We start from the raw sequence: 24498 nt of genomic DNA, 5'->3' as shown, positions 1-24498 counted from the left end.
CATTGATTTGTATGCAATAACTGGCTTGTGGAGCGCGTGGTCTGCGCTAGGCTCTTTGTGGAGCGTAATTGTACTTATGCGCTCCACAGCAAGGCTTGTCGCGCCCGGCGACTCCGCAACATCAAAGCACTTGGCGCCCTTCCGCCAGGTTGACCAGACGCGGAAAACACAGGGTGGCCGGACGTCGCCCCCTGCCCGGTTGAAGCTCCAACAGGATTCCGGCATCGCGCAACTGGCGTAACAGGCCGGGGGTGGTTTTTTCATGGATACCGAATTCCCGGAAAAGCTGCGCTGCCAGGTCGGACGTTCGAAAGATCGGTTTGCTGAACAAGGCGTCCAGCAGGTGCACTGTGTATTGCGATCGGGTGACCTCATGGATGGTCTGCTTCATCTCCTCATACAGCGAGCGGATTGCGCTGACCCGCTGGCTGTTCTGCCCGGCCTGCGTGAGCAGGGCCTGAAGAAAAAACGCGATCCAGCCGTCCCAGTCGCCCTCGGCCGAGATCGCCTTGAGTCTGGCGTAGTACTCGTCGCGGTGATTTTCCAGATATTCGGACAGATAGAACATTGGCTGCGACAGTGCCCGCTTCTGGAACAGGAACAGCGGAATCAGGATCCGGCCAATGCGGCCGTTGCCATCCTTGAACGGATGCAGCAGTTCGAACTGGGCGTGGACGACCGCCGTTTGCAACAGCACGTCGGCATCGTCCCCTTCCAGATAGGCTGCCCAGGCCTGTAAATGGTCATTGAGCTGCAAGGGACTTGGCGGAACGAAGGTCGCGCGCTCGATTGGACAGCCCCGCGGCCCGATCCAGTTCTGATCGCGCCTGAACTCACCGGGCGATTTGTCTTCGCCGCGCACGCTGTCCATTAGGATGTGGTGCAGTTCCCGCACCAGGCTCAGCCGCAGGGGGTATTCCCCCAGATGATCCCGTCCTGCGGCCAGGGCGCGGCGGTAGTTGGAAATCTCCAGGATGTCCTTGTACTTCTCGCCTTCCTTCAGCAGGCCGGCTTCCTGCTCAAGCACTTCATCCACCGTGGCCTGCGTGCCCTCGATCCTGGAAGACAGCACGGCTTCCTGGGTGGTAAGCGGCGAAAGCATCACCGCCGGATTGGGAATGCCTTGAAGCAGGCCGTCGTAACGCGCCAGCGCGGCATTGGCCTGCCCCACCAGCGGCAGCAGACGACGGAAATCCAGCCCGGTCAACGGCAGAGGGTCGGGGGTATATGGCGTCATGCGACACTCCTTGTCGGTTACAGCGTCCGGACTTCGGTGGATGGCGACAGCGCCTTGAAGATCTGCTCCACGTTGATGCGGGCGTTGTCGCTGGCGAAGCCGGAATCGCGGAACACCACGCGCAGGGGCTGGCGCTGGGCGATCTGCTTGACCAGCGCTTCGTCCACGCTGCCGTCGGCAGCGAAGCAGGCGGCCAGGGCGTTGTCGTCGACGAAGAAGACCTCGCGGCCGTCGATGTCCTCGCGCGCGATCGGCAACGAAAGGTCCACGCCCCAGTCCAGCAGTACCTGGAACAGCAGATCTTCGGCAGTGCGGCTGGGCCGGATGTTGTCGACCTGGGTGAGCAGGTCGTCCTGCTTCAATTCATCGGGGCGGTAGTAAACATCGGCCATGTTGGATGAGTCGATCTTGAGGACGCGGAAGCCAACGTCCTGACTCCACCCTGATGCTGATCCACTCTGCAGCAATTGTTGACCCGCGCGCCGAATTCTCTCCTTAGCTAAGTCGGAGATCGTGGCGTAGGGCTTGGTTGTCGACTCGGTGCTTCCGTCAATCTCCTCGGGAGCCTGCACCAGAACAAACCTTCGATTTCCACCGTCGGCTGCGTTACAAGCCATTACGGCGTGGCCAGTAGTTCCCGAGCCGGCAAAAAAATCCATCACCAAGACATCCTTTTCACCGCCTTGATTGATAAGGGCTTGGATAAGCTCAACGGGCTTCGGAAAAGAAAATACTTTGTCACCAAACAGGGTCTTCAACGCCTTAGTCGCCGCGCTATTCATCGGCGACCGAATGGTGCTTTGTCCGCCGCCCGCTCCTGGTCGCTCGATCCACGATGAAACCGGAATCACGGGTTTTACTGCTTCAGAAGAAAATCGTTTCAACATTGGAGTGCCATCTGTAGAACCTGGAAACAGCACGCGGCCTTCGCTAATTTTAGTAGCCATAGTTTGGCGGCTGTAGGGCCAATATCGCCCTCGCGGTGGCAAAAACTCTCTTCCTGTTTTAGGGTCAGTGATAGTGTAGTAGGTGTCACCGCCCGGCTTGCCGGCACTTAGATTGTCAGCGATCCATGGGCCCCGAGGGTCATTGTCTGGGTTGGAGTATTTTTCGAACGTGCGTTCAACTCCTTTCAGAACTCCGTCGCGCTTGGAGTAGACCAGAATATATTCGTGGTCTGCGCTCAAATTGCTTACGGCGTCCATTGCGCCGCTTCGTCGTTTCCATACGAAGCAGCCTAAGAAGTTTGAGGCGCCAAAAACTTCTTCACAAAGTTTCTCAAGATTGGCCCGTTCATTGTCGTCGATTGATATGAAGATAACGCCGGAGTCGGCCAAAAGTTGTCTGGCTAGCCGTAAACGGGAGTACATCATGGACAGCCAGTCAGAATGGAAGCGGCCGTTGCTTTGCAGATTTGAATTCAAGCGCCCCTTCTCCGCCGACATTTGTTCCGTTTCTTCCAAATATTCTTTAGCCTTGGACCTAAACGAATCCTTGTAAATTAGATCGCTTCCAGTGTTGTACGGTGGATCAATGTAGATGATGTCAACTTTTCCGAGGTAGCCTTCTCGGAGAAGTTTCATGGCCTCAAGATTGTCGCCCTCTATGAGCAAATTTCGCGATGTCGAGAAGTCTTTGCTTTCCGACAATGACGGGCGAAAAGTTTTTGAGATCACCGAGTTCGATTCAAGTAAGGCGGCTTGTTTGCCCGGCCAGTCCAGCCGGTACCGCTCTTGCCTGTCGGATGAAACACTTCCGAGCGCGGCGCAGAGCACTGCGTAATCCACTTCTCGCCTGATCTCGCCGCTCGGAGCCCTTATTTCGTTGATCGCTTCTGGCAGATAGGCGGCGATGGCTGCTATCAATTCTGTGGACGCGCTGGAAGTGCGCATCCGCATCTTTGGAAATGTCATTTTTTAATGATCCGCAAGTTGAAATCTATGTACCTAGTTTGGGCCTAGCCGGTAGCCCGCCGTCACCAAGGCCCAGAAAAATTCATTGTTATTGATGCGATATCGCCACCGTGATCGATATGGGCGTGCGCCCTCTTCCACACTTATACCGAGATCGGCAAATTCGTCCGAGAGGTCAACTTCACAGTTGAAATAGACGCGAAGCTCCGCGCCCCATTTATTGGGTTGCGGTTGGAAATGGGCTCCTTCAGTCGGCATCTGCCCCGTGAGAGCGTGGTATTCGGCCTCAAATTGAGCCTTGCTCTCTGGCTTGACCTCTGCCTCTAGCAGAACGTCGGTTGCTGCGCTGAAAAAACCAATGTTCATAGTAGTCATCCTTGGTTGGTTTGTCGTGCTTGAGTTCAAGCTATCTCAAACGCTGAGCCACTGGCAGGGCGTTGAAGCTGAAATCTTCGTCGAGGTGTCAATCATGCCCCAACGTGAGTTCTCCAAGTAGAGTGCGGGCTATTCGCAACTTCTGATTGATTTCAATCCTTAAGTTGAATTGTCTCTCGCTTTTCAACTGCCGCTCCAAGCGGGTGCAGTTTCGTTCCGCGGAGCGAACCGCTTCCAAGCGAGCCAAGAGCTGATCGAAGCTCTCCCCGCGGCGCGGTGCCAATGGCACCAACTCCCGCAGCAGGGCTTGGTGGAGCCCGGCAATATCCAGCGCCACCGGCAGGGGTTGGCGCGGAGTGCCTGAGCCGGCCCATTCTCCGGCAAGGTAGTTACCGAGCACCTGCCTGCCGGCGGCAGCGGCGCTCGGGCGCTTGGGCGCAGCCACGGTGCAGAGGGCGGCCTCGCCCTCAAGTTCAAACACCAGCGGCGACGGGATTGCCTGGTCGATGGCGCGTAGCAGCGGCTCGCTGGCGGTGTCCACGCCGGATTTCAGCCGCAATCGGAACACCTGGATCTCCGGCAGTCCACCGGGCGGCAGGTTGAGGGTGGCGGTGGCCAGCTTGCAGGCCCAGGTGATCCCGGCCAGCTCCCGGCCAATGCGCTCGCGCAGGCCTCGGGGCTTGCCGGCGCGCGCCAGCATTTCGGTCTTGCTGATCAGTCTCTCCACCCGGGTGGCGGGCGGCCAGTCGAAGATCGCCGCGTTCACGATCTCACGCGCCCTTTGGCATCGCCTGCACCACGAGGAAGCAGACCAGCTCGAAGTCGTCCAGCCCGGCGATGGTGTCGGTCAGGGCAGTGGTGGTGGGGCTGCCGAACAGGGTGTCCAGGTCCTGGTCGGCCTTGCGGTCGATGATGGCGCCGATAGCGTAATCAAGTAGCCGGGAGTACGCCTCCATGTTGCGCCCGTCGTCGGTGGCGCGGTTGAACAGCCGGCAGGCTGACGTGATGGGCTCGCTGCGCTCCCTGCAGGCGGCCCGCGCCAAGTCCAGGATGCGCTTGACCTGGGTATGGTCGGCCACCACCTGGCCGGCTTCGCTCACATAGACCAGGTAATACGGATGCAGCCGGTTGAGCTGGGCGATATTGACCCCGTGGTTGCGGTTGCGCAGCGCAAAGATCGCCCCGGGCTGCAGGCCGCGTGCCGGATCGGCGGGCACCACCGCGTGCAGGCCGGTCGGCAGCCGGCCCAGGCCATCGTTGCTGCGCAGATAGTTGAGCAGGTCCATCCGGAAATCGTTCAGCCCCAGGTCGGTGATCGCCACGCCGGTGCGCACGTCTTCCAGTTCGATCACTTCCTCCTGCAACCGGCGCAGCTGTTCCTTGCGGTAGGCCACATCGTTGTCGTTGGCGCCGTGGCGGAGCACGTTGTCATCGGCGGTGGCGACCACGTCGGCAATCACCATGCGGTTTTCCACCCGCTCCTTGAGGTTGATGTACTCGTCCAGGGTGATGTCAGGCCAGAAATTGACCAGCTGGATGCTGTCGTTGGGTGACCCGATCCGGTCGATGCGCCCGAAGCGCTGGATGATGCGGACCGGATTCCAGTGGATGTCGTAGTTGATGACGCAGTCGCAGTCCTGCAGGTTCTGGCCCTCGGATATGCAATCGGTGCCGATCAACACATCGATCTCGCCGGGTTCCTCCGGCAGCACCTGGTCCTTCTGCTTGGATCGGGGCGAGAACAGGGTCAGCAAGGTCTGGAAGTCATGGCCTTTGCCGAGCGTGGTGCGCGGTGCGTCGGAGCCGGTCACGCAGCCGGTATGCAGGTGATGCCGTTGCAGCAGAAGCGGACTTAGCTGCCGGTACAGGTAGTGCGCGGTATCGGCAAAGGCGGTGAAGATCAGCACCTTGCGGTTGCCTTCGTTGTAGGGCGCGTCGAGCTTGGATTCGATCTGCGCCAGCAGGCGCTGCAGCTTGGCGTCATCGGCGGGTGAGACCTTTTCCATCTCGTCCAGTAGGCCGCTGATGATTGCGAGGTCCTGCGCCAGTTCGTGCTGCCAGCGCGGCAGGTCCATATCGGCCAGATCAATGCGGATCTTGCCGCCGATGCTGGTTTCGGGGTCGGGGAGCTCGTCGGCGTCCGGCTCGGTGTCCTCGAACGCGCTGGCAAGGTCGATGGCGCCGGGGTCCCGCCCACCCTGCTGGAAGCTTTCGATCCGTGAGAGCGTGTCGGTATGACTCGCCTGCAGTTTGGCCAGGGTGAGGCGGAAAGCTTCGACTGAGCTTTCCAGGCGCTTGAGCAGGTTGACCGTCATCAGCCGCTGAAGGCTCTTCTCGCGATCGGCCTGCTTGAAGGTGCCGCCGCCGCCGGACACTTCGGTGTCGTACAGGGCCTCGTATTTCTTCACCCGGCTGGGCAGCAGGTAGCTGACCGGAGCATAGACCGCGAGCTTGAGGCTCGAGAGCTGCTGGAAGATGGCGTTGAAGCCGATCACGTCCTCGCGCCGGGTCAGCGGCGAGTGGATGGAAATCGGCTTGCGGCGTTCCGGGAAATGCCCGATGTCGCTGGTGTCGTAGAAGGTTTCGATATGCCGGCGCGAGCGGGCGATGGTGACGCTGTCGAGCAGGTCGAAGAAATCGAAGTCGAGCATCGCCAGGATGGCGTCGGGCGTCCTGGCTTCCACCGGCAGCTTCGACCAGGCGTTGAAGGCGCGCTGCGCGCTGTTGAAGATTTCCTGCACGCTGCGCGTGGAATCCAGGCGGCTGAGCAGGTTTTCTTCTTTTCCTTCATAGGCCAGGGCCAACTGGTTGCGCAAATCGCTGAAGCGGTTGTTGACCGGGGTCGCGGAAAGCATCAGCACCTTGGTTTTCACGCCCTGCCGGATGACCCGATTCATGAGCTTCTGGTAGCGGGTTTCCCGATCCTTGTAGGCGTCGTTGTTGCGGAAGTTGTGGGATTCGTCGATGACCACCAGGTCGTAGTTGCCCCAGTTGATCCGGTCCAAAGGAATGCCGAGCGATTCGCCGCGGTCACGCTGCAGATCGGTGTGGCAAAGCACGTCGTAATTGAACCTGTCCGCGACGAACAGGTTGGTCTTCAGGTTGCGATTGAAGGTAATCCAGTTATCGGCCAGTTTTTTCGGGCACAGCACCAGTACGGATTTGTTACGCAGCTCGTAGTACTTGATGACGGCCAACGCGGTGAAGGTCTTCCCCAGGCCGACGCTGTCGGCAAGGATGCAGCCGTTGTAGGTTTCCAGCTTGTTGATGATTCCTGTCGCCGCATCGCGCTGGAAGTTGAACAGCTTGTTCCAGACCAGCGTGTCCTGATATCCCGTCCGGTCGTTCGGCAGCACGTCCTCGCTGAGGTCCTCGAGGAACTCGTTGAAGATGTTGTAGAGCAGGAAAAAGTAGATGCGTTCGGGTGAGTTTTCCCGGTAAACCGTCGCAATGTGATCGTGCAGGCGCTCACTGACGTCTTCCAGGCGTTCCTCGTCCTGCCAGATCCGCTCAAACAGCTCAAGGAATTGTTCGGTATGAGGCGCCTGGCTGAAGCGGGTGACGAAATTGGAAACCGCGTTGCCGGGCTGGTAGCCGAGGTCTACCGCCGTGAACCCGTGCAGTGGCTGGTAGACGGCGCGCTCTTCCGCCGTACGCAGGCAGGCGAACTGCTGCATGGGCGCCGCGCCGCGGTTGGATCGGAAGGTGGCTTTGCGGCGCATCCAGTCGGCGCATTCGCGGGCAACCGCCCGTTGGGTGAGCTTGTTCTTGAGTTGGATCTCGAACTCGGTCCCGAAGAAACTGCGCTCCCGCTCACCTTTCGGGATATGGAACTCCTTGCGCTGCTTGGCCATCTTGTCGGTGGCCTGCTCAAGGACAAAGGTGGGCGAGGTGAAGATGAACTCCAAGCTCTCTATCTGTTCGAGTTCTTCTCGCAGCGCCTCGAATGCGTAGATGGAGAATGTGGAAGCAGCGATTTTCAGCCGTCCACCAGGCTTGATTGACCGCTTCAGGTCATCGCCCAGCCGATTGGTGATGTTGTCGATCAGCTCCAAGCCGTTGCCCCCTGCCTCGGCAGCAGCCAGCATACAGCCTGTAAACGACGGGGTTGAAACTGGCCACCTTGAGAGTCTGAAAGAAAGGCCCCAAATAAAGGTGTCACCCTCACTAACTGAGCATGGCGGCCGCGTTACCGAACGTGCGTGCCGCCGCGCCGTCGGCTGCCTTGAGTCACGATTTCACCCGCGGTTCGATCCCGCGCAAACTCATGCTGTTCTCGCTGCCGATCCTGGCGGCCAACCTGCTGCAGGTATCAATGCAGCTGGTCAACGGGCTGTGGGTGGGCAACCTGCTGGGCATGGATGCGTTTGCCGCAGTGACCATCGCGATGACCGTGCTGCAGGTGGTGCTGGCCTTCGTGCTGGGCCTGAACAACGCCACCCTGACCATCTTCGCCCAGCTGCGCGGCGCCAATGACCAGCAGGGCATCGATGCCTCGCTGGGCGCGTTCGTGATCATCCTGGGAACGCTGTCGGTGCTGGTTGGCGCCGCCGGCTTTGTATATGCCGAGCCGCTGCTGGCCCTGCTCAACACGCCCGATGCGGTGATGGACCAGGCTCGGGTGTACCTGCGGGTGAACCTTGCCGGAACCCTGGCGCTGGTGGGCTACAACTTCGTCGGCAGCATGCTGCGCGGTTTCGGCGACAGCCGCACGCCGCTGTACTTCGTGCTGGTGGCGACGGTGCTCGCCGCGGCGATGGTGCCGCTGGCCATCATCGGGCTCGACATGGGCGTGGCCGGCGCGGCGTGGGCGATGGTGCTGGCGCAGGCCGCAGCCTTCGTCTACAGCCTGTTCCACCTGGCGCGCTGGCCGGGCAGGTATGCGCCGCGACCGCGGATGCCAAGGCTGGAGCACGTGCGGGCAGTGCTGGAGCTGGGCATTCCTTCCGGCATCCAGATGATCGTCATCTACGCCGGGCTGACGGTGTTGCTGTCGCTGGTGAACTCGTTTGGCGAAGGCGTGGTGGCCGGTTTCGGCGCCGCCCAGCGGCTGGACAGCATTGTGCTGCTGCCGGGCGTCGCCCTGGGCATGGCGGTCAACGCGATGGCCGCGCAGAACATCGGCGCCAATCGTTGGGAGCGGGTCGGGCAGGTCACGCGCGTCGGCGTCGCCTGCAACCTGGTGATCATGGGCGCGATCGCCGCGGTGCTGATGATGGCGGCCGAGCCGCTGGTCAGGCTGTTCATCCGCGATGAGGCCAGCGTGGCGTTCGGCGTGTCCTACCTGCGCACGATCGCCCTGTTCTATCCCTTCATCGGGCTGAACTTCATTTTCAATGGGGTGGTGCGTGGCTCGGGCGCCATGTTCCAGGTGCTGGTGCTCAACATCATCTCGCTGTGGATCCTGCGCGTGCCGTTGGCATATGCGCTTGCCGACCGCTACGGCGAGAACGGCATTGCGCTGGGCATCGGCCTGAGCTTCCTGCTCAGCAGCCTGTTCTCGGCCGCCTATTACCGCTGGGGTGGGTGGCGGCGCAAGCGGCTGTTCACTGGCACGGACGCGGGCACGGAGGCGCCAGCACAAAGCTGAGCCTGGTCAGGCCTGGCGGGTGGCTTCCCAGGCGAAGGCGGCGATGCCCAGCCCGATCAGGCCGATCGCCGCCAGCTGCACCGGGCTGAGGGATTCGCGCAGAAACAGGATCCCCGCGATGGTGGTCACCAGCAGCGAGCCGCCGATGATCAGCGGGTTGCCCACCGCCACCGGCAGGCCGCGGCCGTAGACGAAGAAAGTGAGGATCTCCACCAGCCCGATGGCCACGCCCGCACAGGCTGCCAGCGCGAGTCCGCGACTGTTGAAGTGCAGGCTGTCCGCCTGCGTCGCCTGCAGGTACAGCAGCCACGCCAGTCCCATGAACGCGGCTACGAACTGCAGCACCACCGCACCCAGCACCGCCTGGATGTGATCGGCGGAGAGCTTGATGAACACGTTGTAGAGGCCGAACATCAGCGCGGCCACGGCGATCAGGGCGTAGATCACGACGCTTCTTCCCTCTTTACAGGCTGGCGTTGTCGATCACGAAGCGGTAGCGCACGTCGCCCTTGAGCATGCGCTCGTAGGCCTCGTTGATCTGTTCGGCGCGGATCATCTCGATATCGGCAACGATGCCGTGCTTGGCGCAGAAATCCAGCATCTCCTGGGTTTCCGGGATGCCGCCGATCAGCGAGCCGGCCAGGCTGCGGCGCTTCGCGATCAGGTTGAACACCTGCGGTGACGGGTGCGGGGTGGCCGGCGCGCCGACCAGGGTCATGGTGCCGTCGCGCCTGAGCAGGCTGATGTAGGCGTCCAGGTCATGCGGCGCGGCGACGGTGTTGAGGATGAAATCGAGGCTGTTGCGGTGCGCGGCCATTTCTTCCTCGCTGCGCGAGACCACGGCCTCGTCGGCGCCCAGCTTGCGCGCTTCTTCGCGCTTGCCTTCCGAAGTGGTGAAGGCCACCACGTGTGCGCCCAGCGCGTGCGCGAGCTTGATGCCCATGTGGCCGAGCCCGCCGATGCCAACCACGCCAACCTTCTTGCCCGGCCCGACCTTCCAGTGGCGCAGCGGCGACCAGGTGGTGATGCCGGCGCACAGCAGCGGTGCGACCGCTGCCAGGTCGGCTTCGGGATGGCTGATGCGCAGTACATAGCGCTGGTCGACCACGATCGCCTGCGCATAGCCGCCCAGGGTGTGGCCCGGCGCATCGGGAGTGCGGCCGTTGTAGGTGCCAACCATGCTGTCGCAGTAGTTCTCCAGACCATCGCCGCACTCATCGCACTGGCGGCAGCTGTCGACGATGCAGCCCACGCCCACCAGGTCGCCCGGCTTGAACCCGGTGACCGCGGTGCCGACCTCGGCCACCCGGCCGACGATCTCGTGGCCGGGCACGCAGGGAAACAGGGTGCCGGCCCATTCCGCGCGCACCTGGTGCAGGTCGGAGTGGCAGACGCCGCAGTAGGCGATATCGATACGCACGTCTTCCGCGCCGGTGGCGCGGCGGGCGATGTCGATGGGGACCAGCGGCTGATCGCCGGCGTGGGCACCGTAGGCTTTGATGGTCATGGCAGGAACTCCGTTGTGGGGTGGGGCCGGACGGGATCCGGCTGCTTGCAGGTGGTCTGGGACAGCGCGCTCAGCCGAGGGCGCCAACGTCGATGAACCGGTTGGCGCCGGCATCGCGCCAGGCGTCCGGGTGGCAGGTGAACAGCAGGATCTGATGGCGGCTGGCCGCATCGTCCACGATACGCTTCATCCGCCCGAGGCGATCGGCGTCGCTGTGCACCAGCGCGTCGTCGAGCACCAGCAGGGTCGGCTGGCCGGCCTGTCGCAGCAGGTCGGCATAAGCGAAGCGCGCCAGCACGCCGAGCTGCTCGCGGGTGCCGTGGCTGTGCTCGTCCAGCGCCAGCGCGCTGCCGGCGCGCACCAGGCCGACCGGCGACAGCTGCTCGACCTCCACATCGGCCGCCACGCCCGGGAACAGGATGGCCAGGTAGTGGCCCAGCCGCTCCCTGAGCGGGGCATAGAGTCGTTCGGCCACCGCGCGCTGGCTGGCTTCGATGCGTTCGTGCAGCAGCTGCAGCGCATCGGCACGCAGCTGGTACTGCGCATGGCGGCGCTGCAGCCGTTCAGCGGTGATAGTGGCCGCGGCGAGCTTTTCGTCGATGCCGTCCACGCCCAGCGTTTCCACCCGGGAGCGGGTGCGGGTGATGGTGTCGCGCAGCGTGCTGCGCTCGTGCTCCAGGCCGGTGAGCGAGCGTTCGAAGCGATCGATGTCGGCCTGCAGCAGTTCCGGGTTCTGTTCCTTGAGGGCGGCTTCCAGCTGTTCGATTTCTGTGCCCAGCCGGGACGCCTGGGCGCTGTCGCTCTCCAGCCGGGCGAGCTGGCGTGCGTCGAGCTCCCTGGCCTCGGGGCTTTCCAGGGTACGGCTGGCGGCCTCGACGCCGGCCTGCAGACGCCCCAGCTGCAGCTGGGCAGCGGTGACCGCCTGCCCGCACGCCTGGAGCTGGCTGTCCGCGGCCTGCGTTTCCTGCTCGGCGTCCTCAAGCTGGCGCCGGGCGTCTTCCAGCGACACCGCTCCGGCGTCCGCGACGGTATCGGCCAGCGTGGCCAGTCGGCGGGCGGTCTCGTCGGCCTGTCCCTTCGCCTCGGCCAGGGTGGTGCGCCAGTGGTCTTCTTCCTGGCCGCCGAGGGCTACGTCGCGGCTGCGTTCGCGCTCGCGGATGTCGTCGAGGATGCGGGCGTGGCGTGCGCGGCGCTCGTCCGCCTCTGCCAGGCTGGCGACCCCGACCTGGCCGAGCAGGCGCTGACGTTCGGCCTCCAGATTTTCCGCCTCCTGGGCCAGGCGCTGTACGTCCTGGCCGCCGGGGACGATGTCGATCTCGCCGACGCCGTCGATCCCCAGGGTCAGCGGGCCGCCGACGAGCAGCTGCCCTTCGCCTTCCAGGTCGTCCTGGCCGGTGGCCTGCACGACATGTCCCGGGCGCAGGCGCCAGCTGATACGGGTGGCGATGGCTTCGCGGCGAATGCGGTTCTCATGCAGCGTGGCCTCGACCTTGCGCAGTTTTTCGAGCACGGCGTCGTCGATGGCGATTGCTGCGGCGCTTGTGCGCAGCGCGGCGATGGCTTCGGCTTCGGCGGCGGCCTGCGCCAGCGCCCCCGTGGCCTGTTCCACCTGTGCGGCAAAGCGCTGCGCGTCAGCGGCAAGGCGGGCACGGTCGGCTTGCCGTTCGGCGATGCGCAGCGCGGCGGCAGCATGCTTGCGAGCGGCCCGCGTCGCGTCGTGACGTGACTGGGCCTGAGCCTGCTGCGCGGCCAGTCCTTCGATGGCTGCTCCGGCCTGCTCCAGTTCGGCACGCTGCCGGCGCAGCTCCTCCAGCCGGTCGGAGCGGGTCTGACGCTGTGCGGCAGTGTCCTCGATCCGCTGGCGGATTTCCTGCAGCGCACGCGCTTTTTCTTCCAGCTCCCGTGCCTGCGGCTGCAGGCGGGCGAGCTGTTCTTCCGCGGCTTTCTTCCGGGTCTGGATCTCCTCCCAGGGCTTGCGGCTTTCCAGCTGGTTGAACTGGTCGGTGTCCCGGGCCAGCTGGTCGATCAGCGCGGCATATCCGTCGGCCCGCTCCTGCAGCTGCGCCTGCTCTTCGCGGGCCGCTTCAAGACGGTTGATGGCAACGGCCAGTACGCCGGTGGGCTTACCGGTGCGGGTCAGCAGGGTGCGCAGCTCCTTCTCCACCGCAGCCGCCACGCGCCCGCCGGCGCTGCTGGCGATGTCGCCGATGATGTCCTGCAGCCGCTCCTGCAGCGTGCTGCGGGCATGCTGCAGCGGCGTGGCCAGGCTGTGGCTGTCGCCCTGCTCGATCCACAGCAGGCCCGGGATGCCGCGGGTTTCGGCGCGGCTGGCACCCTTGCCGGTCAGCTCAAAGCCCAGGCGTCGGGCCAGCTCTTCATCGGCGTCGTCACCGTCCCAGCTGCGGTCGGCAATGACCAGTCGCGCGCGCGGCTTGTGCACGAAGGTCTTGTGCACGCTGCACTGCTCGGAGCCCAGGTGGAAATCGGCCTCCAGACTGGGCGCGGCGCCGTCCGAACCGGCCGGCAGGATGGTGGCGGCGAAGTCGCCGCGGGTCTTGTGCTTCTCGAAGAACAGCGTGCGCAGGGCGTGGGCGAGGGTGCTCTTGCCCGCCTCGTTGGGACCGTGGAAGACGTTCAGACCGTCCTCCAGGCCGGTAATTTCAACCGGCGCGGTGAACTTGCGGAACTGCTCGACGCGCAGGCGCTGCAGCTTCATGCCGCCGCTCCTTCCGTGCGCCGCAGCACGTCGAACAGCTGGCGCAGCGCCTCGCGCGCCACGTCGGCCTGCGCGGGATCCTCCTGCAGGGCGCGCAACTCAGCCACCACGTCCGCCAGCGCGCCATCGACGTGCATCGCGGCCAGGTCGGCATCGGTGGGATCCAGGCGCAGGCCGGCAAGGTCGGCTTCCAGCACGTGGGCCCGGGCCCGGGCGTCATCGATGGCCAGGCGCAGCTGTTCGGCGGTGGCGAAGTCGGCCATGCCCTCGATGGCCAGGCGTGCCACGTCGCAGTCGTCCAGGCTCCGCAATTCCTCCGCCAGCCGCTCGACGTCAGCCGCGCCGTCCACGCGCAGGCTGCGCTCCTGCCAGTGGAAGCGGCCCACGCGCAGCACGGTGACGTCGGGCGCCGCGCCGGGCGCCTCGATTTCCACCAGCAGCACGTTGCCGGGATCGTTGTCCTTGAACCGGTCGGGCTCGGGCGTGCCGCTGTACCAGGTGCGGGCATCGATCTGCTTCGTGCCGTGCCAGTCGCCCAGGGCGAGATAGTCGAGCCGGGCCCGCGTGGCCCGATCGGGCGCGATCGGGTTGGCCGAGTCCGCCTGCTCCGGCAGGATGCCGGCCACGCTGCCATGTGCCAGGCCGATGCGCAGCAGGCCGGGGGCGGTGTCCCAGCCGTCGAATGCCGCGGTCAGGTCGTCGTGCACATGGCGCTGGGTCAGCGGCGCGGCGAGCACGGCCAGGCCGGCACCTGCCAGTTCGACAACCCCGGGCTCAAGCGCCAGCACCACGTTGTCGGGCACGATGCCCAGGCGCCGGGCGCGGGTCCATACGCTCTCGGCCAGTGCGGCGTCGTGGTTGCCCGGCAGCAGTACCCAGGGCCCGGTGAAGCCGGCCATGGCGTGGAAAGCGCGGCGCAGCGAGTCATCCGAGAGCCCGGGTTTCTCGAACACGTCGCCGGCCACCAGCACCGCGGCAACGCCGTGCTCCACGGCCAGCCGGGCGATCCCGGCCACGGTATCGAACCGCGCCTGGGCAAGGGCCGCAGCCGGATCGAGGCCGTCGTCATTGGCTTCGAAACCGAAGGTCTTGCCGAGCTGCCAGTCGGCGGTATGGAGGAATTTCACGGTGGGGCCAGGGGTCATGCATCCAGTATGGCCAAGCGGGGAACGGCGTGCCCGTCCGCCGCTGGATCGTCGTGCGATATACTATCCCCCACTATAGTTCCGGTCAGCCACCATGCCGCACTCACCCGAAGAGAAAAAGAAGGTCCTGGCCCGCATCAGGCGTATCCGCGGCCAGTGCGACGGGCTGGAGCGCGCGCTGGAGGCAGGTGCCGACTGCGGCCCGGTGCTGCAGCAGATCGCGGCCATCCGCGGCGCGGTCAATGGGCTGATGAGCGAGGTGCTGGAATCGCACCTGCGCGAGCAGTTCGGCCAGCCCGCCAGCGATCCGGCCGACCGCCAGGCACGGGTCACCGAGATGACCGGCCTGATCCGTTCCTACCTCAAGTAACCCATCGTCGCGGCGCCCTGCGCCGCTTCCCCCTACCGTTCATTGCAGGAGTATCGCCATGAAGACCCGTGCCGCCGTTGCATTCGAAGCCGGAAAGCCGCTGCAGATCGTCGAGCTGGACCTCGAGGGCCCGAAGAAGGGCGAGGTGCTGGTGAAGATCACCCACACCGCGCTGTGCCACACCGACGCCTTTACCCTGTCGGGCGATGACCCGGAGGGCGTGTTCCCGGCGGTGCTAGGCCACGAGGGCGCGGGCATCGTGGTGGAAGTGGGCGAGGGCGTGACCAGCGTCAAGCCCGGCGATCATGTGATCCCGCTGTACACCGCCGAGTGCGGCGAGTGCCTGTTCTGCAAGAGTGGCAAGACCAACCTGTGCGTATCGGTGCGCGCCACCCAGGGCAAGGGCGTGATGCCCGACGGCACCACCCGCTTTTCCTACAACGGCCAGCCGGTGTACCACTACATGGGCTGCTCGACCTTCGCCGAGCACACCGTGGTGGCCGAGGTGTCGCTGGCCAAGGTGAATCCGGAGGCCAATCCGGAGCACACCTGCCTGCTCGGCTGCGGCGTGACCACCGGCATCGGCGCGGTGCACAACACCGCCAAGGTGCAGGAAGGCGACACCGTGGCCGTGTTCGGACTGGGGGCGATTGGCCTGGCGGTGATCCAGGGCGCGGTGCAGGCCAAGGCCGGGCGCATCATCGCCATCGACACCAACCCGGGCAAGTTCGAGCTGGCGCGCGAGATGGGCGCCACCGACTGCGTGAATCCGAAGGACCACGACAAGCCGGTCCAGGAAGTGGTGGTGGAGATGACCGGCTGGGGCGTGGACCACAGCTTCGAGTGCATCGGCAACGTGGAAGTGATGCGTGCCGCGCTCGAGTGCGCGCACCGCGGTTGGGGCCAGAGCGTGATCATCGGCGTGGCCGGCGCGGGGCAGGAAATCAGCACCCGTCCGTTCCAGCTGGTCACCGGTCGCAAGTGGCTGGGCACCGCGTTCGGCGGCGTGAAGGGCCGCACCGAGCTGCCGGGCATGGTGGAGGAAGCGATGAAGGGCAATATCAAGCTCGAACCGTTCGTCACCCACACCCTGCCGCTGGAGCGCATCAACGAGGCTTTCGAGCTGATGGAAAAGGGCGAGTCCATCCGCACCGTCATCCGTTACTGAGTAGCGCAGCCGTAACTTGAACCCCTTGTAGGAGCGCCTCATACGCGCGAAGCCGCGTGACATCTGGCGGCGCGCGTGGCATCGGTCAGAGCGTTCCGGCCGAGCCCCGCCGCGCGGATCATCGTCACGCGGTTTCGCGCGCATGGCGCGCTCCTACAACAGCGGGACGCGTCCATATCGAACGTGTTCCGACATCAGGAGGAATCTCATGAGCAAGACCGAAAGAATCGAACACCGCGCCTGTTTCGGCGGCTGGCAGGATGTGTACCGCCACCGCTCCGACGTGCTTGGCAGCGATGTGACCGTGGGCGTGTACCTGCCGCCGCAGGCGGAGCAGGGCAAGAAGCTGCCGGTGCTGTACTGGCTGAGCGGTCTGACCTGCAACGAGCAGAACTTCATCACCAAGGCCGGCGCGCAGCGCTACGCCGCCGAACACGGGATCATCATCGTCGCGCCGGACACCAGTCCGCGCGGTGAGGGTGTGCCCAACGACGAGGCCTACGACCTGGGCCAGGGCGCGGGCTTCTACGTCAATGCCACCCGCGAGCCGTGGGCGAAGCACTACCGCATGTACGACTACATCGTCGACGAGCTGCCGGCGTGGGTGGAAGCCGACTCCGCGGCCAGCGGCGTGCGCGCCATCAGCGGACATTCGATGGGCGGCCACGGCGCGCTGATGATCGCGCTGAAGAATCCGGGCCGCTACCGCAGCGTGTCGGCGTTCTCTCCGATCGTGGCGCCGACGCAGGTGCCGTGGGGCGAGAAGGCGTTCGGCGCTTACCTGGGCGATGACCGCGAGGCGTGGAAGCAGTACGACACGGTCGAGCTGGTGAAGCGGGGGGCGGCGGAGAAGCTGCCGCTGCTGATCGACCAGGGCGATGCCGATGAATTCCTCGAAGGCCAGCTCAAGCCGCAGCTGCTGCGCGAAGCGGCCGAGGCCGCGGGTCATCCGCTGGAGCTGCGCATGCAGCCCGGCTATGACCACAGCTACTACTTCATCTCAAGCTTCATCGGCGATCACATCGCCCATCACGCCAAAGCCCTGAAGGCCTGACCCGCAGCGCCGGGCGCCCCATGACGGCGCCCGGCCGTATTTCTGTAGGAGCGCGCCATGCGCGCGAAACCGCGTGACCCATGTTGCGGGAGCGGCATCGGCCACATCGTCGTGATCGACGCCCCGCCCCGTGCCAACAGTCACGCGGCTTCGCGCGCGTGGCGCGCTCCTACACGGGGGGGCAGCTCGGGGTTACGGGGCCGAGGCCTGCAGCAGGTAGTCGGTGTAGGCGAAGCGCTCGTCGCGGAGAACGGTTTCGCCGCGTTGCAGTGGCAGCGGGCTGGCGAACATCGGGCCGGCGGAGACGCAGGTGTGGAACTCGCCGTTTTCGCCGCAGGGATCGACTCCCTCGGGCAGTGCGTCCAGCAGCGCCCCGTCGAACAGCCGGCCGGCAAAGCCGGCGTCCAGCTGTTGGGTGTCCACGCAGCACAGGTGGGTGCGCAGGCCGGTGGCAATCATGTCGCGGGCCACCACCGCAGTGTCCATGCCGAATAGCGGGAACAGCGCCTCCCAGCCGAGGCGGGAGCACAGCGCCTGGCGCCAGTCACGCACGTCGGCCAGCAGCAGGTCGCCGTAGGCAATCGTGGACAGTCCCGGCCAACGGCCGGCTGCGCGGGCCAGGCCGTCGGCGAACGCGGCTTCGTACTCAGCGTTGCCGCACTGCTGCGGAATCACTGATTCAATCAGCGGCAGGTCGGCGGCCAGGGCCTGGACATGCACCACCTCGCGGCGCACCCCTTGCATCGAAACGCGGTCGTGGCCTTCGGTAAACGTGGTGAACAGGCCAACGACGCGGACGCTGGGGTCCTGCCTTAGCAGGTGCAGGGTCCACGCTGCGTCCTTGCCGCCGCTCCATGACAGCAGCACCTGCCGGGAAGATGGATTCACCAATGCGCTCCGTCAGCGTACGTCGCGCAGTTCCCACGCCTTGCCGGCCAGCAGGCCGAGGCGATGGCGGAGGAGGTCGCCCGGGATGGTGGTCTCCACCACCATGTCGACTCCCAGGTTGCGCTGCCGGCCGCTGACCGTGGCCTGCGGGTCCACGGCCCCCAGGACGGGATCCACTTCATCCGGTTCCTCCTGGGTCAGACGCCAGCGTTCGAACAGGGCGGTCCCGCGCAGGGCGTCCTGCAGCTCGGTGGCAATGCCTTCCGGCCCGCGGGAATCAAGCGCGAATTGGCCCGCCTGGTCCAGTCGCGAGGTGTCGGGGATCCGGATGTCGTATACGGCCATGGGCAATCCTCGGTGTTGGAGACCACCAGTTTGCCCGGTTCAGCGTGGCCGTGGCGTTGCGATGCCTCAGGGCTTGCGGTTGCGCTCCGCTTCCGCGGCATCGATCTTCTCGCGGTGCCTGATGAACAGCGGAACCCCGGCCGCCAGTCCGATCATGATCAGCATTCCCCCAATGGTCAGCCAGCCGACGGGACGGGCCAGCAGTTCAACCAGAATCGGATGCATTCCATTTCCTCCTTCTGCCTGTGCAGACCCGATCATCGGCAGAAAGAAGAAGCCCGGCCTTGATTGCAATCAAGGCCGGGCTGGCAGGGTTGTATCAGCGCTGCGGGTAGGTCCGGGGCAGGCCGCCCTCGGCGCGCGGCGCGGGACGATGCAGGTAGCGGTCGCGTAGCTCGGTCTGGCGCGAGCGCATCTGGATCGGCGCGCCGTTGAACCACACCTGCTCGGCGGTATGGGCCACATCCAGCGGGTCGCCGGTCCACAGGGCGAGGTCGGCGCGCTTGCCCACTTCGATCGTGCCGATCTGGTCGGCCACCCCGAAGGCTTCGGCAGGCACCCGGGTCAGGCCGGCCAGGCCGTCATCCCAGGACAGGCCGTGGGCCACCGCGTTGCCGGCTAGCTGGCGCACCTTGCGCGCGTTGTGCGAGGCGTCACCCGACTGGGTGAAACCCACTTGGACACCGGCTGCGCGCAGGCGTGCAGCGTTCTCAAGCGTGGCCGCGATCTGGTCGAAGCCGGACGGCAGGTTGTCCAGCGGGTCGACGAACACCGGCACGCTGGCCGCGGCCAGCTGCGGGGCAAGGCGCCACGCCTCGGAGCCACCGCTGATGGCGATATTGACCCCATGGCGGCGTGCCCAACGCAGCAGCTGGCGGATGTCGGCGGCGCGGTCCACGCCCACCACGATGCGGCCGTTGCCGTCCAGGAACCCGGCCAGGGTGGTGCGCCCGGCCGGCGTCAGCAGGGCCGCGTGCGAGTCGGCCGGGATGCGGCCACGGGCCTCGTCGATCAGCTGGTCCAGCAGCATCCACTGCCCGGCGCGCGAGCTGCCGGACAGGCTCGATGCGCGTGCGCCAAGGCGCAGGGCCAGCACCTTCGGCCCGGCTGGATCCGGATCACCATCCAGGCGGAACACCGCACCCTGTCCACCGATGATCGAGCCGCCGGCAGCGGTGCCGGGGCTGACCAGGGTGAAGCCGATGCCCTCATAGGTGCTGACCGGGATCAGCATCGAATCGGGGTTGTAGGCCAGGGTCACGTCGAACTCGGGCCGCACCACCATGGCCTTGGCGCCATCGCCCAGGGCCAGCGAGTTGTCGCGCGCGCTGTCCTCGCCCGAGACCTCTTCCACCCCGATGCCGGTGATGCCGCCGAACAGGGCCGGGGTCAGCGGCTTGCCCTGTGCATCGACGGTGCGTACGCCGTCTGCGGCCAAGCCCGTGCCAATGCCGGCAATGCGCCCGCCGCGCACCATCACGTCGGTGTTCTGCAGGGTGCCGCGCTCGGTTGCGGTGTGCACGGTGGCGTTGCGGATCAGCAGGTCCTGCGCAAACGCCGGCACCGACAGGCCCAGCGCCAGCACGGCGCTGGCAAGCGCGCGGAGGCGGAAGCTGCGGCGGCTCATCGGGCACCTCCTTCAACGCCGAATCCAAGGCTGAAATCGGTCACCGGCTGCAATGCCGGGTTGGCGCGGTCATAGAGCAGGGCGCCGTCGATCCACACGTGTTCGGCCAGGGCGTAGGAGCTGAAGGGGTTGCCGTTCCACAGCACCACGTCGGCCATCTTGCCGGCCTCGAGCGTGCCGGTCTGGTTGAGGATGCCCATGGAGCGGGCCGGGTTGGCGGTCAGCCAGCGGATCGCGCGCTCAGGCGTGATGTCCATGCCGGCGCGGCGCGCGCTGGCGATGACCTTGGCCGTCTCCTGGTTGAGGCGCTGGATGCCCTCGGCCGAATCCGAATGCACGATCGCGCAGCTGCCTTCCGGCCGGTCGACCAGGGCGATGTTCTCCTGGATGCCGTCCAGCGCTTCCATCTTGAAGCCCCACCAGTCGGCCCACAGCGCGGCGCAGGTGTTGGCCTGGGCCAGCTCGTCGGCCAGCTTGTAGGCCTCCACGCCGTGGTGGATCGCGGCGATCTGGAAGTTGAACTCTTCGGCCAGGTCCATCATCTGGGCGATCTCGTCGGCGCGGTAGCAGTGGATGTGCACCAGCACGTCGCCGTTGATCGCGCCGGCCAGGGTGTCGAGCTTGAGGTCACGCTTGCCGGGGCCGTTGCCATTGGAGGAATCACGCCCGCGCCGGCTGGACTGCCCGCCGGAGTCATCATGCTTGCCCAGGTACTCGGCGGCATCGATGAAGGCGGCGCGGTAGCCGGCCATGTTGCCCATGCGCGTGGCCGGGCCGCCGCGCTGGCCGTAGACCCGCTTGGGATTCTCACCGCAGGCCATCTTCAGGCCGTGGGGCGCGCCGGGGAACTTCATCTCCTGCACCGTGGTGGAAGCGACGTTCTTGAGGGTCACGCCGCGCCCGCCCACCAGGTTGGCCGAACCGGGCAGGATCTGCAGCGAGGTCACACCTCCGGCCAGGGCCGCGCCAAAGCCCGGATCCTGCGGCCACACCGAGTGTTCGGCCCACACGTGCGCGGTGACCGCGCCGGTCATTTCGTTGCCGTCGCTGTGCGCGCGGACGCCGGGGCTGGGGTACACGCCCAGGTGCGAGTGCACGTCGATCAGGCCCGGGGTCACCCACTTGCCGGTGCCATCCACCTGCACCGCGCCCGTCGGGGCAGTCAAGCCCTGGCCCACGGCGGTGATGCGCCCGCCTTCCATCAGCACGTCGGCGCCTTCCAGGCGCTCGCCGGTGCCGGTCAGCACGGTGGCGCCCTGGATCAGTACCGGTGCCGCCGCGACCGGCGCATAAGTGCTGGTGTACGGGTCTTCGGCAAAGCGGGGAACCTTGGCCCCCTCGTTGGCCCCGGCCGCAGCGGGCAGGGCAAGCAGGACCGCGGCGAGCGCGGCGGTCAGTGGTCGCAACATGGTGGTTCCCCAGTGGTGATGATCCAGCCATGCAAGCTAGCCCGGTGCCCCCGGCCTGCCAACGTGACTGAAGTCACGCCATGGCAGAATGGCCGGATGAAAGAAAAAGAACAGATTGTTGAAAACTGGCTGCCGCGATACACCGGCGTGCCGCTGGCCGAGTTCGGCCAGCACGTCCTGTTGACCAACTTCGGCGGCTACCTGGACCACTTCAGCCGGCTGACCGGCGCGCCCATCGTGGGCCTGGACCGGCCGATGCCCAGCGCCACCGCCGACGGCATCACCATGATCAACTTCGGCATGGGCAGTCCCAATGCCGCCACCCTGATGGACCTGCTGTCGGCAGTGATGCCCAAGGCGGTGCTGTTTCTGGGCAAGTGCGGTGGGCTGAAGAGGAAGAACCAGCTGGGCGACCTGATCCTGCCGATCGCGGCGATCCGCGGCGAGGGCACCAGCAACGACTACCTGCCCGCCGAGGTGCCGGCGCTGCCCGCGTTCGCCCTGCAGCGTGCGGTGTCCACCATGATCCGCGACCTCGACCACGATTACTGGACCGGCACCGTCTATACCACCAACCGCCGGGTCTGGGAGCACGACGAGGCGTTCAAGGACTACCTGCGCCGGCTGCGCTGCATGGCCATCGACATGGAAACGGCCACCATCTTCGCCGCCGGCTTTGCCAACCGGATCCCGAGCGGCGCGCTGCTGCTGGTATCCGACCAGCCGATGATCCCGGAAGGGGTGAAGACCGAGGCCAGCGACGCGGTGGTCAGTGCGGATTACGTGGAGAACCACATTCAGGTGGGGATCGAGGCGCTGCGCCTGATCCGGCGCAAGGGCAAGTCCGTGCGCCACCTGCGGTTCTGATTTGCAGCGGCACGGGAGCAAGCGGATGGACAACATGAAGAACTTCAAAGGCTGGATCCTGATCCCCGCGGCGGTCGCCGCACTTGCGCTGGCGGCATGCGCCGAGCCGGAGCCTGGGGCGACAGTGGCAGACCCGCCAGCTGCAGCAGCGCCGGCCGAAGCGACGGCCACGGCCACGACGCCGCCCGCGGACGCGGATGCGGACGTACCAATGGCCGGCTGGCCAACCATGACCGTCTACAAGACTCCGTCCTGCGGTTGCTGCGTGGTCTGGATCGAGCACGTCAACGCGGCCGGGATTCCGGTGGAAACCGTGGACGTGACCGACATGGGGCCGATCAAGCAGGAGCTGGGCGTGCCGTATGGCAAGGGCTCGTGCCATACGGCGAGCATCGACGGCTACCTCATCGAAGGTCATGTGCCGATCGAGGACATCCGCCGGCTGCTGGACGAGCGCCCGCGTGCCCGCGGGCTGGTCCTGCCGGGCATGCCGCTCGGATCGCCCGGCATGGAGATGCCCGATGGCCGCAGCCAGGCATTTACCGTCGAGCTGGTGGCTGAAGACGGCAGCACTACAGCCTGGGCACACCATCCCGCGCGCTGAGCGCGGGGCAATGTTTTCCAACGGAGCAGTGCAATGACGACGGCCAGCGAAGTAGTGGGCTTCTGGCGCGAGGCCGGGATGCAGAAGTGGTTCCGCGGAGGCGACGAATTCGACCGCGAGTGCGAATCACGCTTCCTCACCGCCCATCTGGCCGCCGCCAGGCGCGAGCATGAGCGGTGGATGGATGACGCCGAGGGCGCCCTGGCGCTGTTGATCCTGCTCGACCAGATCCCGCGCAACGTATTCCGGGGCAGTGGCCACGCCTTCGCCACCGATGGCCTGGCCCTGCATTACGCCGGCCGCGCGGTGGAAGCGGGCCTGGACGTGCAGGTGGATCCGGCCCTGCGGGCCTTCATGTACCTGCCCTTCGAGCATTCGGAGGCCATGGCCGACCAGCGGCGCTCGGTGGCGCTGTTCCGCACCCTGGGCGATGGCAACTCGCTGGATTACGCGGTCCGGCACCTGGAAGTGATCGAGCAGTTCGGCCGCTTCCCGCACCGCAACCGCGCGCTGGGACGCATCAGCACGCCGGCAGAACAGGCCTGGCTGGACGCCGGCGGCGGTTTCTGATCGGGAAGGTTTCGCACGACAGGGAAACCTCGTAGGAGCGCGCCACGCGCGCGAAACCGCGTGACATCAATCCACGGCGCGGGGCTTCGGCTGCCGCGCCGGTAAAGGAACCCCGCCGAGCCGATCCGGTTCACGCGGCTTCGCGCGCATGGCGCGCATGGCGCGCTCCTACAGTGGGGCTCAGTAGCGGGCGATCGAGGTGTCGACGGTCGTGGCCCAGGCTTCGATGCCGCCTTCCACGTTGAAGATGTTGGTGAAGCCCAGTGCGGTGAAATGGGCCACTGCCTGCTGGCTGCTGCCGCCGGTGTGGCACAGGAACGCCAGCGCCGTGTCCTTGGGCAGCGCTTCCAGCTTTGCGCGGCTGTCGCCGTCCAGCGTCTCGTGCGGCACGTTGACCGACGCGTGGGCGCGCTCGGGAGCGCCGCGCACGTCCACCAGGGTCAGCTCGCCGGCGCGCACCTTGGCGTCGGCATCGGCCGGGGAGATCTGCTGCATCGGCTTGGGCGCGTTCGGATTGTCGATCGCCAGGCCCTTGCCGCGCATGTCGTCCACCCAGTCGATGGTGATGCCGTCGGCGCGGCGCGCGCTGGCCGGATCGAACTGGATCCGCAGGCCACCGGCTTCCACCGCGATCGCGGTCGGGCTGGCCTTGGCCACCTCGAACTTCGGACGGAAGCGGGCGTCGATGCTCAGTGCCAGCGCCATGTCGGGACCGGCCTCGCCCAGCGCATTGCGCAGCATGTCCGCAGCGGCAGGGGTCACGGTGACGTCCTTGGGCGGGGTGCGGTCGACCGGCGGCAGGCCCAGGGCCTCGTTCAGTTCACCGCTGGCGGACATTTCTTCGATGATGTCGCTGCCGCCCACCAACTCGCCGCCGATGTAGAGCTGCGGGATGGTCGGCCAGTTGCCGTAGGCCTTGATGCCTTCGCGGATGTCGGGATCGCTGAGCACGTCCACGTGGGCGAATTTGACCTCCAGCCCCTGCAGGATGCCGGCGGCCTTGGCCGAGAATCCACATTGCGGCATTTCCGGGCGGCCCTTCATGAACAACACCACCTGGTTGTCCTGGAGCAGGGTGTCGATGCGCGTGCGCAGGCTGGGATCAAGGCTCAT

22 protein-coding genes are annotated in these 24498 nt (G+C 65.7%); 7 read left to right on the top strand and 15 right to left on the bottom strand.

The genetic code is table 11. The features are described from left to right. Positions 1-121: 121 nt before the first annotated feature. From ACW7G2_RS10370 to ACW7G2_RS10350, 5 genes are all read right to left on the bottom strand, one after another. Positions 122-1237 (bottom strand): Fic family protein, encoded by a 1116-nt coding sequence (locus ACW7G2_RS10370; RefSeq protein ID WP_456975441.1) that lies wholly within the window; start codon positions 1235-1237, stop codon positions 122-124. 17 nt (positions 1238-1254) lie between these two features. Beyond that, positions 1255-3150 carry a site-specific DNA-methyltransferase gene (locus tag ACW7G2_RS10365; RefSeq protein WP_456975439.1) on the bottom strand — a complete coding sequence of 632 codons (1896 nt, stop codon included), beginning with the start codon at positions 3148-3150 and terminating at the stop codon, positions 1255-1257. 33 nt (positions 3151-3183) lie between these two features. Beyond that, the gene (locus tag ACW7G2_RS10360) at positions 3184-3516 is read right to left on the bottom strand and encodes a hypothetical protein (protein ID WP_456975437.1); all 333 of its coding nucleotides are present in this window, start codon (positions 3514-3516) and stop codon (positions 3184-3186) included. 97 nt (positions 3517-3613) lie between these two features. Next, a complete protein-coding gene (locus ACW7G2_RS10355) occupies positions 3614-4291 on the bottom strand; it encodes a DUF4391 domain-containing protein (RefSeq protein WP_456975435.1) in 678 nt (225 codons plus the stop codon). A gap of 4 nt (positions 4292-4295) precedes the next feature. Continuing rightward, a complete protein-coding gene (locus ACW7G2_RS10350; RefSeq protein ID WP_456975433.1) occupies positions 4296-7613 on the bottom strand; it encodes a helicase-related protein in 3318 nt (1105 codons plus the stop codon). Between the two features lie 137 nt (positions 7614-7750). On the opposite strand from ACW7G2_RS10350, the gene ACW7G2_RS10345 reads away from it, so the two are divergent. Continuing rightward, positions 7751-9115: an MATE family efflux transporter gene (locus ACW7G2_RS10345; protein WP_456975431.1), complete on the top strand. Its 1365-nt coding sequence runs from the start codon at positions 7751-7753 to the stop codon at positions 9113-9115. Positions 9116-9121: 6 nt separating this feature from the next. On the opposite strand, the gene ACW7G2_RS10340 is transcribed toward ACW7G2_RS10345, so the two are convergent. The 4 genes from ACW7G2_RS10340 to ACW7G2_RS10325 form a co-directional block, all read right to left on the bottom strand. Next, positions 9122-9562, bottom strand: a complete 441-nt coding sequence (locus tag ACW7G2_RS10340; protein ID WP_456975429.1) for a hypothetical protein — start codon at positions 9560-9562, stop codon at positions 9122-9124. Positions 9563-9578: 16 nt separating this feature from the next. After that, a complete protein-coding gene (locus ACW7G2_RS10335; protein WP_456975427.1) occupies positions 9579-10622 on the bottom strand; it encodes an NAD(P)-dependent alcohol dehydrogenase in 1044 nt (347 codons plus the stop codon). Between the two features lie 70 nt (positions 10623-10692). Continuing rightward, entirely contained in the window at positions 10693-13338 is a 2646-nt protein-coding gene (locus ACW7G2_RS10330) for an AAA family ATPase (protein WP_456975425.1), read from the bottom strand. Beyond that, positions 13335-14483 (bottom strand): metallophosphoesterase family protein, encoded by a 1149-nt coding sequence (locus tag ACW7G2_RS10325; protein WP_456975423.1) that lies wholly within the window; start codon positions 14481-14483, stop codon positions 13335-13337. The genes ACW7G2_RS10330 and ACW7G2_RS10325 overlap by 4 nt, the downstream gene beginning before the upstream one ends. 94 nt (positions 14484-14577) lie before the next feature. Between ACW7G2_RS10325 and frmR the strand changes: the two genes are divergently transcribed. The 3 genes from frmR to fghA all read left to right on the top strand — a co-directional run bounded on the left by frmR (position 14578) and on the right by fghA (position 17075). Continuing rightward, positions 14578-14853 carry a formaldehyde-responsive transcriptional repressor FrmR gene (gene frmR / locus ACW7G2_RS10320; protein ID WP_343258689.1) on the top strand — a complete coding sequence of 92 codons (276 nt, stop codon included), beginning with the start codon at positions 14578-14580 and terminating at the stop codon, positions 14851-14853. Between the two features lie 58 nt (positions 14854-14911). After that, the gene (locus ACW7G2_RS10315; RefSeq protein WP_456975421.1) at positions 14912-16021 is read left to right on the top strand and encodes an S-(hydroxymethyl)glutathione dehydrogenase/class III alcohol dehydrogenase; all 1110 of its coding nucleotides are present in this window, start codon (positions 14912-14914) and stop codon (positions 16019-16021) included. A 208-nt stretch (positions 16022-16229) separates the two neighbouring features. Then, entirely contained in the window at positions 16230-17075 is an 846-nt protein-coding gene (gene fghA / locus ACW7G2_RS10310; RefSeq protein ID WP_456975419.1) for an S-formylglutathione hydrolase, read from the top strand. Positions 17076-17267: 192 nt separating this feature from the next. Here fghA and ACW7G2_RS10305 read toward each other — a convergent pair whose 3' ends face one another. The 5 genes from ACW7G2_RS10305 to ACW7G2_RS10285 all read right to left on the bottom strand — a co-directional run bounded on the left by ACW7G2_RS10305 (position 17268) and on the right by ACW7G2_RS10285 (position 21344). Then, a complete protein-coding gene (locus tag ACW7G2_RS10305) occupies positions 17268-17963 on the bottom strand; it encodes a Dph6-related ATP pyrophosphatase (protein ID WP_456975417.1) in 696 nt (231 codons plus the stop codon). Positions 17964-17975: 12 nt separating this feature from the next. Then, entirely contained in the window at positions 17976-18308 is a 333-nt protein-coding gene (locus ACW7G2_RS10300; RefSeq protein ID WP_456975415.1) for a hypothetical protein, read from the bottom strand. A 66-nt stretch (positions 18309-18374) separates the two neighbouring features. Then, positions 18375-18533 carry a hypothetical protein gene (locus ACW7G2_RS10295; protein WP_456975413.1) on the bottom strand — a complete coding sequence of 53 codons (159 nt, stop codon included), beginning with the start codon at positions 18531-18533 and terminating at the stop codon, positions 18375-18377. A gap of 94 nt (positions 18534-18627) precedes the next feature. Then, a complete protein-coding gene (locus ACW7G2_RS10290; protein ID WP_456975411.1) occupies positions 18628-19935 on the bottom strand; it encodes an amidohydrolase family protein in 1308 nt (435 codons plus the stop codon). Further along, positions 19932-21344 (bottom strand): amidohydrolase, encoded by a 1413-nt coding sequence (locus ACW7G2_RS10285; RefSeq protein ID WP_456975409.1) that lies wholly within the window; start codon positions 21342-21344, stop codon positions 19932-19934. Before ACW7G2_RS10285 ends, ACW7G2_RS10290 begins: the two co-directional genes overlap by 4 nt. Positions 21345-21440: 96 nt before the next feature. Here ACW7G2_RS10285 and ACW7G2_RS10280 point away from each other — a divergent pair, with 96 nt between their 5' ends. Genes ACW7G2_RS10280 through ACW7G2_RS10270 form a run of 3 tightly spaced genes read left to right on the top strand, consistent with a single transcriptional unit; the run spans position 21441 to position 23385 of the window. Further along, positions 21441-22211: an AMP nucleosidase gene (locus ACW7G2_RS10280; protein WP_456975407.1), complete on the top strand. Its 771-nt coding sequence runs from the start codon at positions 21441-21443 to the stop codon at positions 22209-22211. 34 nt (positions 22212-22245) lie between these two features. After that, positions 22246-22815 carry a DUF411 domain-containing protein gene (locus ACW7G2_RS10275; RefSeq protein ID WP_456975405.1) on the top strand — a complete coding sequence of 190 codons (570 nt, stop codon included), beginning with the start codon at positions 22246-22248 and terminating at the stop codon, positions 22813-22815. Positions 22816-22848: 33 nt separating this feature from the next. Continuing rightward, positions 22849-23385, top strand: a complete 537-nt coding sequence (locus ACW7G2_RS10270; RefSeq protein WP_456975403.1) for a DUF924 family protein — start codon at positions 22849-22851, stop codon at positions 23383-23385. A gap of 180 nt (positions 23386-23565) precedes the next feature. Here ACW7G2_RS10270 and grxD read toward each other — a convergent pair whose 3' ends face one another. Next, complete coding sequence (gene grxD / locus ACW7G2_RS10265; protein ID WP_456975401.1) at positions 23566-24498, bottom strand: Grx4 family monothiol glutaredoxin; 933 nt, start codon at positions 24496-24498, stop codon at positions 23566-23568.

The organism is Luteimonas sp. A277 (genome assembly GCF_054052045.1).
Note: the sequence above shows the minus strand (reverse complement) of the source record. Positions and strands in the feature narration are given on the sequence as shown.